Source organism: Candidatus Methylomirabilota bacterium, assembly GCA_035315345.1.
GTDB lineage: Bacteria > Methylomirabilota > Methylomirabilia > Rokubacteriales > CSP1-6 > CAMLFJ01.
Genome location: DATFYA010000038.1, coordinates 1 through 14810 on the forward strand (window position 1 = coordinate 1; position 14810 = coordinate 14810).

15 protein-coding genes and 1 tRNA gene are annotated in these 14810 nt (G+C 73.1%); 5 read left to right on the top strand and 11 right to left on the bottom strand.

The window, feature by feature from the left end:
- The 4 genes from VKN16_04940 to VKN16_04955 form a co-directional block, all read right to left on the bottom strand.
- A tRNA-Val gene (locus VKN16_04940) sits at positions 1-72 on the bottom strand.
- 50 nt (positions 73-122) lie between these two features.
- Positions 123-653: a DUF1440 domain-containing protein gene (locus VKN16_04945; protein HME93543.1), complete on the bottom strand. Its 531-nt coding sequence runs from the start codon at positions 651-653 to the stop codon at positions 123-125.
- 133 nt (positions 654-786) lie between these two features.
- The gene (locus tag VKN16_04950; GenBank protein ID HME93544.1) at positions 787-1494 is read right to left on the bottom strand and encodes a DUF3047 domain-containing protein; all 708 of its coding nucleotides are present in this window, start codon (positions 1492-1494) and stop codon (positions 787-789) included.
- Between the two features lie 11 nt (positions 1495-1505).
- On the bottom strand, positions 1506-3734 hold the full coding sequence (locus VKN16_04955) for a PAS domain S-box protein (GenBank protein ID HME93545.1): 2229 nt from the start codon (positions 3732-3734) through the stop codon (positions 1506-1508).
- A gap of 59 nt (positions 3735-3793) precedes the next feature.
- Here VKN16_04955 and pdxH point away from each other — a divergent pair, with 59 nt between their 5' ends.
- Positions 3794-4423 (top strand): pyridoxamine 5'-phosphate oxidase, encoded by a 630-nt coding sequence (gene pdxH, locus VKN16_04960; GenBank protein HME93546.1) that lies wholly within the window; start codon positions 3794-3796, stop codon positions 4421-4423.
- A 2-nt stretch (positions 4424-4425) separates the two neighbouring features.
- Here pdxH and VKN16_04965 read toward each other — a convergent pair whose 3' ends face one another.
- Positions 4426-4569, bottom strand: coding sequence for a hypothetical protein (locus VKN16_04965; GenBank protein ID HME93547.1), 144 nt, complete (start codon positions 4567-4569; stop codon positions 4426-4428).
- A complete protein-coding gene (locus tag VKN16_04970) occupies positions 4566-5603 on the bottom strand; it encodes a hypothetical protein (protein HME93548.1) in 1038 nt (345 codons plus the stop codon). The genes VKN16_04965 and VKN16_04970 overlap by 4 nt, the downstream gene beginning before the upstream one ends.
- Before the next feature lie 80 nt (positions 5604-5683).
- Between VKN16_04970 and VKN16_04975 the strand changes: the two genes are divergently transcribed.
- Both VKN16_04975 and VKN16_04980 read left to right on the top strand, forming a co-directional pair.
- The gene (locus tag VKN16_04975; protein ID HME93549.1) at positions 5684-6919 is read left to right on the top strand and encodes an FAD-dependent oxidoreductase; all 1236 of its coding nucleotides are present in this window, start codon (positions 5684-5686) and stop codon (positions 6917-6919) included.
- Positions 6916-10212 carry an adenylate/guanylate cyclase domain-containing protein gene (locus tag VKN16_04980; protein ID HME93550.1) on the top strand — a complete coding sequence of 1099 codons (3297 nt, stop codon included), beginning with the start codon at positions 6916-6918 and terminating at the stop codon, positions 10210-10212. The genes VKN16_04975 and VKN16_04980 overlap by 4 nt, the downstream gene beginning before the upstream one ends.
- Positions 10213-10215: 3 nt before the next feature.
- On the opposite strand, the gene VKN16_04985 is transcribed toward VKN16_04980, so the two are convergent.
- The 5 genes from VKN16_04985 to VKN16_05005 are packed head-to-tail and all read right to left on the bottom strand — an operon-like array spanning position 10216 to position 12427.
- Positions 10216-10587 (bottom strand): response regulator, encoded by a 372-nt coding sequence (locus VKN16_04985; GenBank protein HME93551.1) that lies wholly within the window; start codon positions 10585-10587, stop codon positions 10216-10218.
- A complete protein-coding gene (locus VKN16_04990; protein ID HME93552.1) occupies positions 10584-10955 on the bottom strand; it encodes a response regulator in 372 nt (123 codons plus the stop codon). The genes VKN16_04985 and VKN16_04990 overlap by 4 nt, the downstream gene beginning before the upstream one ends.
- Before the next feature lie 8 nt (positions 10956-10963).
- Positions 10964-11497 carry a thermonuclease family protein gene (locus VKN16_04995; protein ID HME93553.1) on the bottom strand — a complete coding sequence of 178 codons (534 nt, stop codon included), beginning with the start codon at positions 11495-11497 and terminating at the stop codon, positions 10964-10966.
- Positions 11497-11745, bottom strand: a complete 249-nt coding sequence (locus VKN16_05000; protein ID HME93554.1) for a hypothetical protein — start codon at positions 11743-11745, stop codon at positions 11497-11499. The genes VKN16_04995 and VKN16_05000 overlap by 1 nt, the downstream gene beginning before the upstream one ends.
- 4 nt (positions 11746-11749) lie before the next feature.
- A complete protein-coding gene (locus VKN16_05005) occupies positions 11750-12427 on the bottom strand; it encodes a cyclase family protein (protein ID HME93555.1) in 678 nt (225 codons plus the stop codon).
- Between the two features lie 128 nt (positions 12428-12555).
- On the opposite strand from VKN16_05005, the gene VKN16_05010 reads away from it, so the two are divergent.
- Both VKN16_05010 and VKN16_05015 read left to right on the top strand, forming a co-directional pair.
- Positions 12556-13188, top strand: a complete 633-nt coding sequence (locus tag VKN16_05010) for a DJ-1/PfpI family protein (GenBank protein HME93556.1) — start codon at positions 12556-12558, stop codon at positions 13186-13188.
- A 43-nt stretch (positions 13189-13231) separates the two neighbouring features.
- A partial coding sequence (locus tag VKN16_05015) for a 1-deoxy-D-xylulose-5-phosphate synthase N-terminal domain-containing protein (protein ID HME93557.1) occupies positions 13232-14810 on the top strand: 1579 nt, incomplete at its 3' end.

A 14810-nucleotide genomic window follows, 5' to 3' on the forward strand; every position in this document is an offset into this window, starting at 1 on the left:
AGGCGGGGGGAGGATCGAACTCCCGACCCCGGCCTTGTAAGGGCCGTGCTCTCCCAGCTGAGCTACCCGCCTGCGTGATCGAATCTAGGGGGTCGGGATTTCGGTGTCAACCGTCCGATCCCTCAGCGATGACGAAGGAGCCGGCGGAGCGTCTCGGTGACCGCGCCGTAGACCAGGTGCGCGGCGAACTCGACGGCCTCCGTCGGCGCCGCCGAGCGCGTGATCGGCTTCGACAGGCCGAGGGCCGGCACCGTGATGACGTGCGCGCCGAGCCAGACCATGGCGCCGAACGGCGCGCCGAGCCCTCTGGTCACCGCCGGCACCATCTCGGCGACCGCGCCGTAGGCGGAGGCGACGGTGGCGCCGAAGGCGTAGTGCACGAGCGGGCCCGCGGTCTTCTTCTCCTCCGGGCTCAGCGTGTGATGGAAGACCCGCTCCGAGATGGCGGCGGCCGTCTGCTCGGTCGAGTCCGCGGCACCGGCCCCCGGCTCCGGCATCCCCGGCGCGCGGCTCGCCACCTGGTGGAACTGGCCCATCACCCAGGCGGCGACGAGTCCCGCGGCGACGCCGGCCGCGAGGCCCTTCCACACGTCCGCGGCGCTGGTCGTCGCACCGACCGGCCCGCGACGGCCACCGGTGAAGATCGTCGCCATGTGGTCTCTACACGGCAAGCCACGTGCCACCGCCGATGATCGTGGCGAAGCGTGGAAGCTCGCGGTCCTGGAGCGCTTGCGCCCGGATCGGACGCTCCGACTGCCGGTAAATCGTTCCCGCGACCCGCGCGCGCTACCGGGCAGAGCGGTCGCCGGGCTGCAGCTCGATGCGCCCGAACATGGCCTCGGCGGCCGAGCGGGTGTCGTTGGTGTCGATGGAGAGCGCCACCGCCGGCAGCGTGGTCGCGGCGTCACCGAACACCTCGAGGTGGTCGTCGGCCACGTGGCGGCGCTCGTCGAGCCATTGCCCCAGGCCAGACTGACCCCGGCGCACCACGATGAACGAGACGGTGGACGTCTTTCGGCTGGGCACGACGGTGCCGACGGGTAGCGCCGGGTCCCAGACATAGCCGATCAGCCGCGAGCGGGCGAAGGCGGGAAACCGCGGCCACACCGCGAAGATGTGGCCGGTGGCGTCCGAGGTCGCCCGGTTCTCCAGATTCGCTCCCGAGGGCAGCCCGATGACGCGCCACTGCCACGCGAGGATCGGCGTGGCGGTGAGGTCGGCCTGCATCTCCTTGGCGATCGTGGAGTGGTCGCCCGCGCTCCGCATGCGCAGCGCCCGGCGGCCCGCGTCCTCCACCACCGTGAAGTCGTAGGCGGGATGTCCGCCCGGGGTCTCGTACTTCTGCCAGCCCGGCGGCACGCCGCTCGCGCCGACGGTGGCGCCGCCCCAGGTCTCGATCGGCACCGAGGGGCCCGCGGCGCCGGCCGGACGGACGTGGCCGAGCCACGAGGCCCCGGCCAGCAGGAAGGCCCGCCGCGAGAGCGGCGCGAACATGGCCGCTCCGCCTACCGCAGGGCGAGGCCGGCGACGAGCGTGGTCAGCTCGACGGGGTCGACCGGCTTCGGCACGTGCATGCTGTAGCCGGCCGCGATCGCCAGGAGCCGGTCCTCGCGTCGCCCGTAGGCGGTCAGGGCGATCGCGGGGGTGCGCCCGCCCTGCTCGGGATCGAGCGCGCGGACCCGGCGGATCAGGGAGTAGCCGTCCTCGCCGGGCATCTCGATGTCGGAGACGAGCACGTCCGGCGGCTTCGCCACCAGCATGGCGAAGCCCTGCGCGGCCGTGCTGCACAGATCCACCGTCGCGCCGACCCGGCCGAGGATCGTGGCCACCAGGCCGAGGGCGTCGGCATCGTCGTCGACGGCCAGCACCCGCAGCCCGTCGAGCCGAACGAGCGGCGCGGCGGCCGCGACCGCCTCGCGCGCGCCCGGCCGCTCGACGGTGGCGGCGGGCACGAGCGAGACGCTCATCGGCAGCCGCACGGTGAAGGTGGCGCCCTGGCCGAGGCCGGGGCTCTCCGCGGCGACGGTGCCGCCGTGCAGCTCGACCAGGTGCTTGACCAGGGTCAGCCCGAGCCCGATCCCGCTGTGGACGCGCGTGCTGGAGCTATCGCCCTGCCGGAAGCGGTCGAACACGTGCGGCAGGAGCTGGGGGGTGATGCCGCAGCCGGTGTCGCGCACCACGATCTCGACGTGCGGGCCCGCTTTCTCGAGGCGCACCTCGACGCGGCCGCCCTGAGGGGTGAACTTCACCGCGTTGTTGAGGAGGTTCCAGACGACCTGCTGGAGCCGGTTCGGATCTCCGGTGATCGGCCCGGCCCGCTCGTGCGCGTCCGCCTTCAGATCGATGGACTTGGCGAGCGCGGCGGGGCGCACGGCATCCAGCGCGGCCTCGATGACCGGCGGCAGCTCGACGCTCTGCACCTCGAGGCGGAGCTTGCCGGCGGTGATGCGGCCGATGTCCAGCAGGTCGTCGATGAGCTGCACCTGGGCGTTCGAGTTCCGCATGATCGTGTCGATCGCCTTGGCCCGGGTGACCTCGTCGAGCTGCCCGGTCTTCAAGATCGCGGCCCATCCGTACACCGCGTTGAGGGGGGTCCGCAGCTCGTGCGACAGGGTGGTCAGGAACTCGTCCTTGGCCCGGTTCGCGCTTTCGGCCTCGGCCCGCGCGGCCCGCTCGCGCACGAGCAGCTCGTTGCGCTCGCGCTCGATGGCTTTTCGGATCGTGATGTCCCGCGCGATCTTGGAGGCGCCGACGACCTGGTTGTCGGTTCCCCGCACCGGGGAGATGGTGAGCGACACGTCGACCGGTCGCCCGTCCTTGCGCACCCGCACCGTCTCGAAGTGATCGACGCTCCTTCCGGAGCGGATGCGCGAGAGCACGGTGTCCTCCTCGTGCCGGCGCTCCGGCGGAATGATCAGGGTGATGTTCTGCCCGATCGCCTCCGCCGCGGTGTAGCCGAACATGCGCTCGGCCGCGGGATTCCAGGTGATGATGTTGCCGTTCAGGTCCTTGCTCACGATGGCGTCGTCGGAGGAGGCCACGATCGCGGCGAGCCGTGACGAGGTGATCTCGGCCGCTTTCTGGGGCGCGATGTCCCGGAAGTACACGGCCAGGCCTTCCGCGGAGGCGTACATCTGGATCTCGGCCCAGCCGCCCAGCGGCGGATGGAAGAACTGAAACCGCCGCTGCGAGTCCTCGGCGACGGCCCGGCGAGCCTCGGTCTCGAAGGTGGTGCCGGCCAGCTCCGGGAAGACCTCCCAGATCGACCGCCCGAGAAGATCCTTCGGGCGCCGGCGCGCGAGGCGCGCGACCCGGCCGTTCAGGTAGCGATACCGCCAGCGCCGGTCCAGCACCATGAAGCCGTCCTCGATGCTCTCCACCACGACGCGGGCGGCGCGCTCGCGGCGATGGAACAGTTCGCTCAGCACGCTGATCGCTCCCCCGAAGCCGACGAAGGTGAGCACGGCCAGACGGTCGGCCGCGCTGTCGATCAGCAACGAATGGACGGGCGGCATCCAGAGGTACGCGGCCGTGACCGCGCAGATCCCGGTGGCGAGCAGGCCCGGTCCGAGCCCGCCCACCCACGCGGCCAGCAGCACGGTGAGGTGGAACACCAGGTACGGGTACTGCAGGCCCCACAGGGAGTCGAGCGACGCCCGGGCGAGGATCCCGGCGGCGGCGCACAGGATGGCGAAGCCGTATCGAAACAAGCGCTGGGCTGACGTGGGTCGCATGCGCCGGCTCGGTCGAGCGAATTGTACCATCCGGCCGGCGTGCCGTAGACTGGGCCGCCATGGGCGAGCCCCTGCCGGACGCGCTGCCCGCCGATCCGTTGCCGCTCGCCGCGCGCTGGCTCGACGAGGCGAAGGGGGTCATGAAGAGCGCGACGGCCATGGCGCTGGCCACCGTCGACGACGAGGGTCGGCCCGGCGTCCGCATGGTCATCTGCCGCGGCCTCGACGTGGCCGAGGGCTGGCTGGTCTTCTACACCGACCGCGACAGCGCCAAGGGCCGCGCCCTCGAGAAGACCCCGCGGGCGGCGGCGGTCTTCCACTGGGACGTGCTGGAGCGGCAGATCCGGGTCGAGGGGCCGGTGTCCCACGCGCCGGAGGCCGACTCCGACCGCTACTGGAGCACCCGCCCGCTCGACGCTCGCCTCGCCGCGGTGGCGAGCGAGCAGAGCCGGCCGCTCGCCTCGCGCGCCGAGCTCCTGGCCCGCATCGAGGCGGCGCGCCGCGCCCATGGCGACGGCGTGCCCCGGCCGGCGCGGTGGGGCGGCTACCGGGTGTGGGCGGAGCGGGTGGAATTGTGGGCCGGACAACCGGGGCGCGCCCACGACCGCGCGGTGTGGACGCGCGCGCTCCGACCCTCGGAGATCGGCTTCAGCGGCGGAGCGTGGCGGGCGACGCGACTACAGCCCTGAGGCTAGGCGCGCGGCGGGACGACCCCCGGCGGCAGCGTCGAGGCGCACCAGAGGGCCAACCCGAGCGGTGTCATCGGCACCGGGGCGACGCCGACGGTGGCGAGCACGAACACGATCACCGCGAGGATGCGCAGGGCGAAGGTCATGCGGCACCTCCAGGGGTGGGCCCGGATGGGTCGGGCGACGTGAAGCGGCGGATCCGATCCTCGGCGTCGGCGATCGGCGAGCCGCCATGCATCATCGCGCGCGCGAACTCGAGCATCGGGTAGCCGTTCCGCGCCTCGTCCTGGAATCGCCGGGCGAACCCGCCGGTCTTGATGTCCTCGAAGGTCTGCCGGAAACGCGCCGCCATCTCCTCGCGGTCCATCTCGAGCGAGCGCGTGATGCCGCCGAACACCGCGGTGGGGCCGTGGTCCTCGGAGGCCTTGAAGAAGCCCTTCTCCCGGAAGGCCTGGAACACCGCCTCCATCTCGCCCGACATGTACATCTCGAGCACGAGGGCCTCGGAGGGAATCCCCGCGTCGCGCGCGACCTCGAAGGCCATCATGATCGCCATGCCGAGCATCGAGCCCACCGACTGCTCGATGAACAGGTCGAGGGTCGCCTCCATCGCGGCGCTCATCTGCACCGCCCCCGCGCGCAGCACGCCGAGGCCGTCGGCGAGGCCGAGCATCCGCTGCTGGGCGCGGCCGCTGCGATCCGCTTCCACGTTCACGCAGGCCCAGAAGCCCTGGCCCTCGAGGTAGCGGGTGCGCGCCTGGCTGCCCGCCATGCGCGGGGCCACCAGGAGCACGTCCACCGACGCGGGCGCGTGGACCAGATCGAAGGCGAGGCTATAACCGGAGCCGAACGCGACGGCGCTGCCCGCGCGCAGGTGTGGGGCCACGTCGCCGCCGAAGACCTCGGGAATCACCTCGTCGGGGAGCAGCACGTACACGACGTCGTCGGCCGCCGCGGTGCCGATCGGCACCACCTCGAAGCCTTCCGCGCGCGCCAGCCCCGCGTACTCGTCCTCGCGGTTGCCGATGCGGACCTTGGCCCCCGAGTCCCGCAGGTTGAGCGCGGCGGTGCGGCCGAGATGTCCGTACCCGAGCACCGCCACCGACTCGCCGGCGAGCGCCCCCGGCGGTGCGTCGGACGCGCGATAGACTTTCACCGGCGAGTTTCCCGGACTGGTCATTGCGTGATCCTATCCCAAATCATCGCGAATTGCTTCGAGTTCGGGCCGGCGCTGCGCTGGCATTGTAGCATTGGTACGCCATGGCCAGGGGGGCGCGGGAGGTAGCGTGCTGCGTAGCGGGCGGCGGACCCGCGGGCATGATGCTCGGACTGCTGCTGGCGCGCGCGGGGGTGTCCGTCCTGGTGATGGAGAAGCACGCCGATTTCCTCCGCGACTTCCGTGGCGACACCATTCACCCGTCCACCCTCGAGCTGATGCTCGAGCTGGACCTGCTCCGGGAATTCCTCGCGCTGCCGCATCAGGAGGTGCCGCGGCTGATCGCCCAGTTCGGCGACCGGACCGTACCCGTCGCGGACTTCACCCACCTGCCGACGCGGTGCCGATTCATCGCCCTGATGCCGCAGTGGGACTTCCTGGACTTCCTGGCCCGGCAGGCCTCACGATATCCGACGTTCCAGCTGCTGATGGAGACCGAGGCTACCGCTCTCATCGAGGAGAACGGGCGCGTGCGGGGCGTGCGGGCGACCGGCCCGGCCGGTGGCTTCGACGTGCGCGCCGATCTGGTGGTCGCTGCGGACGGCCGCGCCTCGGTGCTCCGTGAGCAGGCGGGCCTGCAGGTCGACGACCTGGGCGCGCCCATGGACGTGCTCTGGTTTCGCCTCTCGCGCCGCTCCACGGATCCCGACGCCACCATGGGGCGCTTCGACGTCGGCCGCATCTTCGTGCTGCTCAACCGGGGCGAGCACTGGCAGTGCGGCTACGTGATCCCGAAGGGCGCGGGGGGTGAGATCCGGCGCCGCGGGCTCGACGCCTTCCGCGCCGCGGTGTCGGCGCTGCTGCCGTTCGCGGCCGACCGGGTCGGCGAGCTCGCCGGGTGGGACGACGTCCGGCTGCTCACCGTGAAGGTCGATCGCCTGCGGCAATGGCACCGGCCCGGGCTGCTCTGCATCGGCGACGCGGCCCACGCGATGTCGCCGGTGGGCGGCGTCGGCATCAATCTGGCGGTCCAGGACGCGGTGGCCGCGGCCAACCGGCTCTGGCGTCCGCTGCGGGACCGCGCGGTCGCCGACGAGGACCTCCGCCGCGTGCAGCGCCGCCGCGAGTGGCCGACCCGGGCGACCCAGTGGCTGCAGGTCGTGGTCCAGCGCCGGCTCGTGAGCCGGGCGCTGGGCGGCGGCCCGCTCCGTCTGCCCCTCCTCGTGCGGCTGCTGGCCCGCTGTCCGCTCGTGCGCCGGCTGCCCGCCCGGCTGGTGGGCGTGGGCATCCGCCCCGAGCACATCGAGAGCCCCGCGGCGGCCGCGAAGGCGCCGGCGTGAGCACGTGCCCGCGCTGCGCGCACGCGGCGCCCGCCGGCGCGCGATTCTGTCCGGCCTGCGGCGGCCGGCTGGCCGGGTCCGAACCGGCCCGCTTCGCGTCGCCCGATGCCTACACCCCGCCGCATCTGGCCCAGCGCATCCTGGACAGCCGCGCCGCCCTCGAGGGCGAGCGCAAGCAGGTGACCGTGCTCTTCGCCGACATCCACGGGGTGATGGACGTGCTGGGCGACCGCGATCCCGAGGAGCTCGGGCCCACGTTCGACCGGATGCGCGAGCTGATGATGGAGGCGGTGCATCGCTACGAGGGCACCGTGAACCAGGTGGTCGGCGACGGGATCATGGCCCTCTTCGGCGCGCCGCTGGCCAACGAGGACCACGCGGTGCGCGCCTGCTACGCGGCCCTGCGCATGCAGGCCGAGGTGACGGCCTACGGCGAGCAGGTGCAGCGCTCGCTCGGCCGGCCGCTGTCGATCCGGGTCGGCGTCAACTCGGGCGAGGTGGTGGTGCGCTCGATCGGCAGCGATCTCTCGTTCACCTACACCGCGGTGGGCCAGACCGTGCACCTCGCCGCCCGCATGGAGCAGATGGCCAAGCCCGGCTCGATCCTCGCCACCGAGGACACCGCCGCGCTGGTGCGCGGCCGCGTGGCCACGCGCCCACTCGGCCCGCTGCCGGTGCGCGGCCTGCAGGCGCCGGTGGCGGTGCACGAGATCAGCGGTGCGGTGCCGATCCGCTCGCGGCTCGACACGGCCTCCGCGCTGCGTCCGCGCTCGCCGCTGGTCGGGCGCGAGACGGATCTGGCCCGGCTCAACTCGGCCATCGACGCGATGCTGGCCGGCAGCGGCCAGGTCGTCTCCCTGGTGGGCGAGGTGGGCGTCGGGAAGTCGCGTCTCTGCCTCGAGCTGGCCGGGCGCTGCCGGGAGCGCGGCTGCCTCGTCGTGGAGGCGCCGGCGGTCTCCTACGGGCGGGCCGCCGGCTATCGCCCCGGCGTCGAGCTGCATCGCCGTTACTTCCAGATCGAGAGCGGCGACGACGTGGCCACGATTCGAGAGAAAGTGACGACCCGGCTGCGCGCGCTGGATCCCGAGCTGGAGGAGGCGGTCCCCGCGATCCTGTGGGTGCTCGGCGTGCCGGACCGCACCTTGGCCGGCCTGGATCCGGCGGTCCGCCGGCGCCTGGTCATGCGATCGGTGCATCGGCTGGTGGAGCGGCAGGGCGGCGTGCAGCCGTTCGTGATGATCCTGGAGGACATGCAGTGGGTCGACTCCGAGACCCACGCGGCCATGGACGCGCTGGTGGCCGCGCTGCCGCCGTACACCCTCGTGGCCTCGACGTACCGGCCGGAATACGTCGACCGCTGGTCCGGTCATCCCGGCTACACGCGCATCCGGGTGGAAGCGCTCGAGGCGCCGGCCACCGGCGCGCTGCTGGATGCGCTGCTCGGGTCGGGGCCCGGGCTCAGGCCGCTCAAGCGCCTGGTCGCCGAGCGGGCCAACGGCAACCCGCTCTTCCTGGAAGAGTGCGTGGCGAGCCTCGTGGAGACCGGCGCGCTCACCGGCGAGCCAGGCGCCTACCGCTTCACCAGCCCGACGCTCAGCCTCGAGGTGCCGGCCACCGTGCGGGCCACCATCGCCTCGCGCATCGACCGGCTCGGCTACGAGGACAAGCGCCTGCTGCAGGCCGCGTCGGTGATCGGCGACGAGGTCGAGGTGCGCCTGCTCGAGGCCATCGCCGACTTGCCGGCCGAGGCGGTGCGGCGCGGGCTCGATCAGCTGCACGCCGCGGGCCTGCTCGACCAGCGCGCGCTGTTCCCGGATGTGGTGTACGGCTTCCGCCACGCGCTGGTGCACGACGTGGCCTACGAGAGCCTGCTGCACGAGCGGCGCCGCGGTCTCCACGCGCGCATCCTGGAGGCGATCGAGCGATTCTACGCGGGCCGGCTCGTGGAGCAGACCGAGCGCCTGGCCCATCATGCGTTCCTCGGCGAGGTCTGGGACCGCGCGGTGACCTACTGTCGCGAGGCGGGGGCCCGCACGCTCTCGCGCATGGCGAGCTGGGAGAGCGTCTCGTTCTTCGAGCGCGCGCTGGCTGCGCTGACGCACCGGCCGCCCGACCCCGCGGAGCCGGGGCTCGCGGTGGACCTGCGCTGCGATCTGCACAACGCGCTCGTGCCGCTGGGCCAGCACGCCCGCAGCGTGGCCACGCTGCGCGAGGCCGCCTCGCACGCCGAGGCGCTCGCCGACCGGCCGCGGCTGGCCCGCGTCCTCTCGTTCGAGAGCACCGTGCACTGGGAGATGGGCAACTCGGACGAAGCCGCGCGCGTGGGTGAGCGCGGGCTCGCCATCGCGGAGGCGACGAAGGACGTGGGGCTGCAGGTGGTGGGCAACCTCAACGTGGGCGCGGGGCGCCGCGCCCTCGGCGACTACCGTCAGGCGCTGGTGGTGCTGCGGCGCAATCTGGCCCTGTTGCCCCCCTACGCGAGCGGGGAGCGCTTCGGGCTGCCCGGCATCGCGTCGGTCCTGACCCGCGCGCACCTGGCGTGGACCCTTTCGGAGCTGGGGCAGTTCGACGAGGCCATTCGCGCGGCCGAGGAGGGCGTCCGGCTCGCCGAGGAGCGGCGCGACAGCTACAGCCTCACCTACGCGCTGCTCGGCCTCGGCGGCACGCTGCTCCGCCGCGCCCGCATCCGCGAGGCGCAGCCGGTGCTCGAGCGGGGGATCGCCCTGTGCGGCGACATGCCCGCGTTCTACCCGCCGTTCGCGGGCGATCTCGCGGTGGTGTACGCGCTCACCGGCCGCACGGTGGAGGCGCTCGGCCTCGCCGAGCGCGGGGTGCGGCAGGCCGTCGGCATGCAGCGGCTCGGCCGGCTCGCGCTGATCACCGCGCACGTCGGCGAGGTGCGGCTGATCGCGGGCGAGCCCGCGGCCGCGGTGGCGGAGGGACGCCGCGCGCTCGCGCTGGCGGAGGCGCACCAGGAGCGGGGCAACAAGGTCTACGCGCTCCGGCTGCTCGGGCTGGCCGCGGCCGAGGCGAGCCCGCCCGCCATCGAGGAGGCGCGCGGCCACTACACGGAGGCGCTCGCCCTCGCGGGCGATCTCGGCATGCGGCCGCTCGCCGCGCGCTGCCAGCTCGGCCTGGGCCGCCTCGCCGCGCGCGCCGGCGACGCCTCGGCCGCGGCCAAGCATCTGGCAGAGGCGCGCGCCGGCTTTCAGGCGATGGGGATGACCTTCTGGCTCGAGCGGCTCGGAGCCGATCTGAACGGCCCGGCGGTCACCGGCCCGCCCGAGATCTGAGCCTCAGGTCTCGAGCACCCACTGCACGAGGGTGCGCAGATCGTCCACCGAGAACGGCTTGGTCAGGACGGGATCGCCGCTCTCGGCCAGGAACGGCACGTACTCGTCGGCCTCGGCGTGGCCGGTCACGAAGATCACCCGGGGCAGGGCCTGCCCGTAGCGCGCGCGGAGCGCGTCGTGCAGCCCGCGGCCGTCGAGGTTCGGCATCTGCAGGTCGCTGATGATCAGGTCGTAGGTGCGCTGCTCGATGCGGTAGAGCGCCTCGACCCCGTCGCGCGCGGTGTCGACGTCGTGGTCGTCGAGCAGCAGGATGTTGGCGATCATCTCGCGAAGGCTCGCCTCGTCCTCGACCACCAGGATGAGCCGCGACTTCATCCGGCGAGCACCCGGGCGATCAGCTCGAGCGCGGGCCCGGGCCGCAGCGGCTTCATCAGCATGGGCGCGCGCAGGTCGGCGAGGAAGCCGCCGTACTGGGGATCGAAGGTCTGCCCGGTCAGGAACACCAGGCGGGGCGGCGAGTCGGGGAAGCGCGCGCGCAGCGCCGCGACGAGCCCGGGTCCGTCCAGCCCCGCCATCCGCACGTCCGCGATGACCAGCGCGTAGCGGCGCTGCTCGAGCAGCAGCAGGGCGGCCTCGGCGTCCTCGGCCCCGTCGACCTCGTGGCCCTCGAGGCTCAGCAGGTCGATGAGGGACTGGCGCGCCGCGATGTCTCTGTCCACGATCAGGATGAGCCGCGCGTCCACGGCGGCCTCTACCGGCGTGACGGAGGCGGTGGCGGGCCCGCGTTCTTCCAGATGCCGAGCCGCGAGGCGCGCGCCTCCTCCTGACGCTTCAGGAGCAGCTCGTAATAGCGGATGTTGGGCCCGGCGGCGACCACCTGGCCATAGCCGCGGCCGGCCATCTCGGCGTTGGCCAGGACCTCGCCGACCCACACGTAGGCCAGCAGGCGGCCCTCGGCGTCGCGCTCCTGCACGTCGAATTCGAGCCGGACGTTCTTCTGGAAGACCAGTGCCCGGTTGAAGGCGAGCGCCTCGCGGCCCTGGGGCTCGCCGCCGTCGGCGCCCTCGCCCGGCGTCGGCGCGGCGATCCCGATGTAGCGCACCGGCGTGACCTCGCCGTTGACGAAGACGTTGATGGAGTCGCCGCTGACCACCTTCACCACGACCGCGGGCAGGCTGCGAGGCCGTGGCGGATCCTGGGCCCGCGCGGCCGCGGTCGGCCCCCCGGGCGGGCATCCGGCGAGGAGGGCCAGTAGAACCAGCGCGAGGCGGCCGGCTCGCGGCACTACTTCCTGCCTTCGCTCAGGGCCCGCTCCACCGCCTCGCGCCGGAGCCGCTCGGCCGCGAGCTGATCGGTAAGGTCTTTCACCTCATCGGCCAGGCGCTGCATCTCCTGGGTGTGATCGGTCCTCAGGGCGGCCTGCTCCTGGGCGCTCTTCTGCCGCCACAGCAGGTCGGCCGCGACCCCGCCGCCCAGCAGGCCGATGGCGCCCCACACCGCGATGCGCCGGGCGGTCGCTCGGCTCAGATCCACCGGCTCAATCCACCAGCGCGATCGCGCGCACCGGCGACCCGTCCGCGCCGGTCACACGCAGGGGCAGGGCGATGAAGCGGCAGCGCGGCACGCCGATCTGCTCGAGGTTCGTCAGGTACTCGATGACGGTGACGCCCGCCGGGAAGAACACGTGGTGGGTGGTGCACTCCTCCCGCGCGATCCTGGTCTCGGGCGAGAAGATGGAGGTGCGGATGCAGTAGTCGGGCGGGTAGTCGTAGCCCACCGCCTTCACCCCGCGCGCCACCAGCCAGTCGCAGGCGCTGCGGCCGGTGTAGGGGGCGTCCTTCCAGAAGCGCTCGCTCGCCACCGGGCAGCGGCGCGGCCAGTCGGTGCGCAGCAGCACGATGTCGCCGGCCCGCACGTGGCCGGCCTTCTTCTCCAGCGCGGCCGCGGTGACCTCACCGTTCTCGCCGAGGTCGGTCAGGTCCACCACCGCCGCGTCGCCCATCCACTGCTCGACCGGCATCGAGGCGATGTCGCGGTCGCCGGGCAGGAAGTGCACCGGCGCGTCCACGTGCGTGTAGGCGTGGCAGCTCACGGTGAGGACGGTGGACTGGAAGTTCGCGCCCTGCTCGTGGGTCGAACGGCGCTCGCTCGCCACCGTCCAGCGGAAGTGCGGCCCGATGGGGAAGCTCAGGTCGACCACGCGCATGCCGGCCATGGTGTCCCGGCGCCCCGCGGCTTGTCAAATCTGCGCGGACGACGCGGGCGCCCGCCGGTCGCCCGCGGCCGCGCCGCGCGCTGCCTTGACACCGGCCGGCAGGCCACCCATCATCCGATCGGTGCGCCATGACTGATGCCCCGGTCACCCGCGTGGCGGTCGTGCTGTTCGAGGGCTTCACCGTGCTGGACGTCTACGGCCCGGTGCAGGCCTTCGCGAGCGTCCGCCTGCCGCGGCCCGACGGCGCGTGGCACCGGCTCTTCGAGATCGTCACGATCGCCGAGAAGGCCGGGCCGGTGAAGAGCGGCGAGGGGCCGACCACGCATGCCGACCACGCCTTCGCCGACGCACCCGCCTACGATGTCCTGCTCGTGCCCGGCGGCTTCGGCACCCGGAAAGCGGTGAACAACACCGCGCTCCTGCTCGCGCTGACCGCGGCGAGCCGCGCCGCCACCGTCACCACCACCGTCTGCACCGGCTCCGCCCTGCTCGCCCGTACCGGCCTGATGGACAACCGCCCCGCCACGTCGAACAAGGTCGCATGGGACTGGGTCGTTCAGCAGGGCCCGCGCGTGCGCTGGCAGCGGCAGGCGCGCTGGGTGGACGACGGCGACCTCGTCACGTCGTCCGGCGTTTCCGCGGGCATCGACATGACGCTCTCGGTGGTGGCGCGGCTGCACGGCGCGGACATGGCCCGGCAGGCCGCCCGCTTCATGGAGTACGTCTGGCACGAGGATCCGCAGGACGATCCCTTCGCCTGAGGCGCATCGCCCGCGGCCGCGACATGCGGTAAGGTAGCCCTCCATGCCGTCGACGCTGGACGCGATCCAGAAGAAGGTGCTGTGGCTGAGCGCCCTGCTGGTCCACCACGCCAATCACGTCCGCCCGAATCCCGACGGCACCAAGATCGGCGGGCACCAGGCCTCGTCCTCGTCGGTCGTCTCCCTGATGACCGCGCTGTACTTCCAGGCGCTGCGGCCCGGCGACATCGTGGCCACCAAGGCGCACGCCTCGCCGATCCTCTACGCGATCGAGTACCTGCGCGGCCGGCTCACCGCCGATCAGCTGCGCAGCCTGCGGAGCCTGGGCGGGCTGCAGGCCTATCCGAGCCGGCGCAAGAATCCCGAGATCGTCGACCTGTCGACCGGCTCGATGGGCCTCGGCGCGGCGAGCGCGGCCTTCGGCGCGCTGGCCGCCAAGTACGTGAGCCAGCACGGCGGCGGCGAGGCGATGCCCCGGCGCTTCATCGCGGTGCTGGGCGACGCCGAGCTGGACGAAGGCAACGTGTGGGAGGCGCTGCTCGAGGAGGCGGTGCGCGAGCTGGACAACCTGCTCTGGATCGTCGACGTCAACCGGCAGAGCCTCGACCGCGTCACCCCGGACGCGCGCCGCGGTCAGCTGCGCGACTGGTTCCGCGGCGCAGGCTGGCACGTGATCGAGCTGCGCTGGGGCGGACGGCTCCGCGCGCTCTTCGAGCAGCCGGGCGGCGAGCGGCTGCGCGCGCGGCTGGAGACGCTCTCCAACGTGGAGTATCACGCGCTGCTACGCCTGCCGCCGGGCGGGGCGCGGAAGATCATGACCGCGACCGCGGACGGCGAGGTGGATCGCGCGGTGGACCGGCTCCTCGCCGACGTGCCCGACGACGCGCTGGGGAGGCTCGCCGCCGACGTGGGCGGCCACGACCTCGCCGCGATCCTCGCCGCCTACGAGGAGGCGGGCCGGCCGCGCGGCGGCCCGTGCGTGATCCTGGCCGACACCATCAAGGGCTGGGGCTATCCGTTCGGCGCCGACCAGATGAACCACGGCGCCTTGATGACCCCGCGCCAGCTCGACGAGCTGCGGGACGCGCTCGGCGTGGAGGCCGGCGACGAGTGGGCCGGCTTTGCCGCCGACTGCGAGGAGGCCGCGCTGATCCGCCGCATGCCCGCTCCCTACGCCCCGCCGCCGCGCCGCGAGGACCCGTCGCTGGTCGTGCCCGAGACGGTCGAGGAGACGTATCCGCCCCAGAGCTCCACGCAGGAAGCATTCGGCCGCGTGCTCGGCCGGCTTGGCCGCCTGCCCATCGGCGATCGCATCGCCACCATGTCGGCCGACGTGGCGGTGACGACGCATCTGGTCGGCTGGATCAACCGCAAGGGCGTCTACTTCCCGCGCGCCAAGCCCGCCGTCGGCGCCGATGGGCCGCAGGTCGTGCAGTGGAAGGAATCGCCCGCGGGTCAGCACATCGAGCTGGGCATCGCCGAGCACAACCTCTTCCTGGCGCTGGGGGCCTTCGGCCTGACCGCCGAGCTGTCGGGCGCGACGCTCCTGCCCATCGGCACGCTCTACGACCCCTTCATGAGCCGCGGCCTCGACGCGCTCTACCACGCGCTGTACGCGGGCG

What these genes read in the sequence shown, in the direction of transcription:
- VKN16_04945 (HME93543.1), bottom strand. Translation starts at nt 653, where the DNA reads ATGGCGACGATCTTCACCGGTGGCCGTCGCGGGCCGGTCGGTGCGACG.
- VKN16_04950 (HME93544.1), bottom strand. Translation starts at nt 1,494, where the DNA reads ATGTTCGCGCCGCTCTCGCGGCGGGCCTTCCTGCTGGCCGGGGCCTCG.
- VKN16_04955 (HME93545.1), bottom strand. Translation starts at nt 3,734, where the DNA reads ATGCGACCCACGTCAGCCCAGCGCTTGTTTCGATACGGCTTCGCCATC.
- pdxH (HME93546.1), top strand. Translation starts at nt 3,794, where the DNA reads ATGGGCGAGCCCCTGCCGGACGCGCTGCCCGCCGATCCGTTGCCGCTC.
- VKN16_04965 (HME93547.1), bottom strand. Translation starts at nt 4,569, where the DNA reads ATGACCTTCGCCCTGCGCATCCTCGCGGTGATCGTGTTCGTGCTCGCC.
- VKN16_04970 (HME93548.1), bottom strand. Translation starts at nt 5,603, where the DNA reads ATGACCAGTCCGGGAAACTCGCCGGTGAAAGTCTATCGCGCGTCCGAC.
- VKN16_04975 (HME93549.1), top strand. Translation starts at nt 5,684, where the DNA reads ATGGCCAGGGGGGCGCGGGAGGTAGCGTGCTGCGTAGCGGGCGGCGGA.
- VKN16_04985 (HME93551.1), bottom strand. Translation starts at nt 10,587, where the DNA reads ATGAAGTCGCGGCTCATCCTGGTGGTCGAGGACGAGGCGAGCCTTCGC.
- VKN16_05005 (HME93555.1), bottom strand. Translation starts at nt 12,427, where the DNA reads ATGGCCGGCATGCGCGTGGTCGACCTGAGCTTCCCCATCGGGCCGCAC.
- VKN16_05010 (HME93556.1), top strand. Translation starts at nt 12,556, where the DNA reads ATGACTGATGCCCCGGTCACCCGCGTGGCGGTCGTGCTGTTCGAGGGC.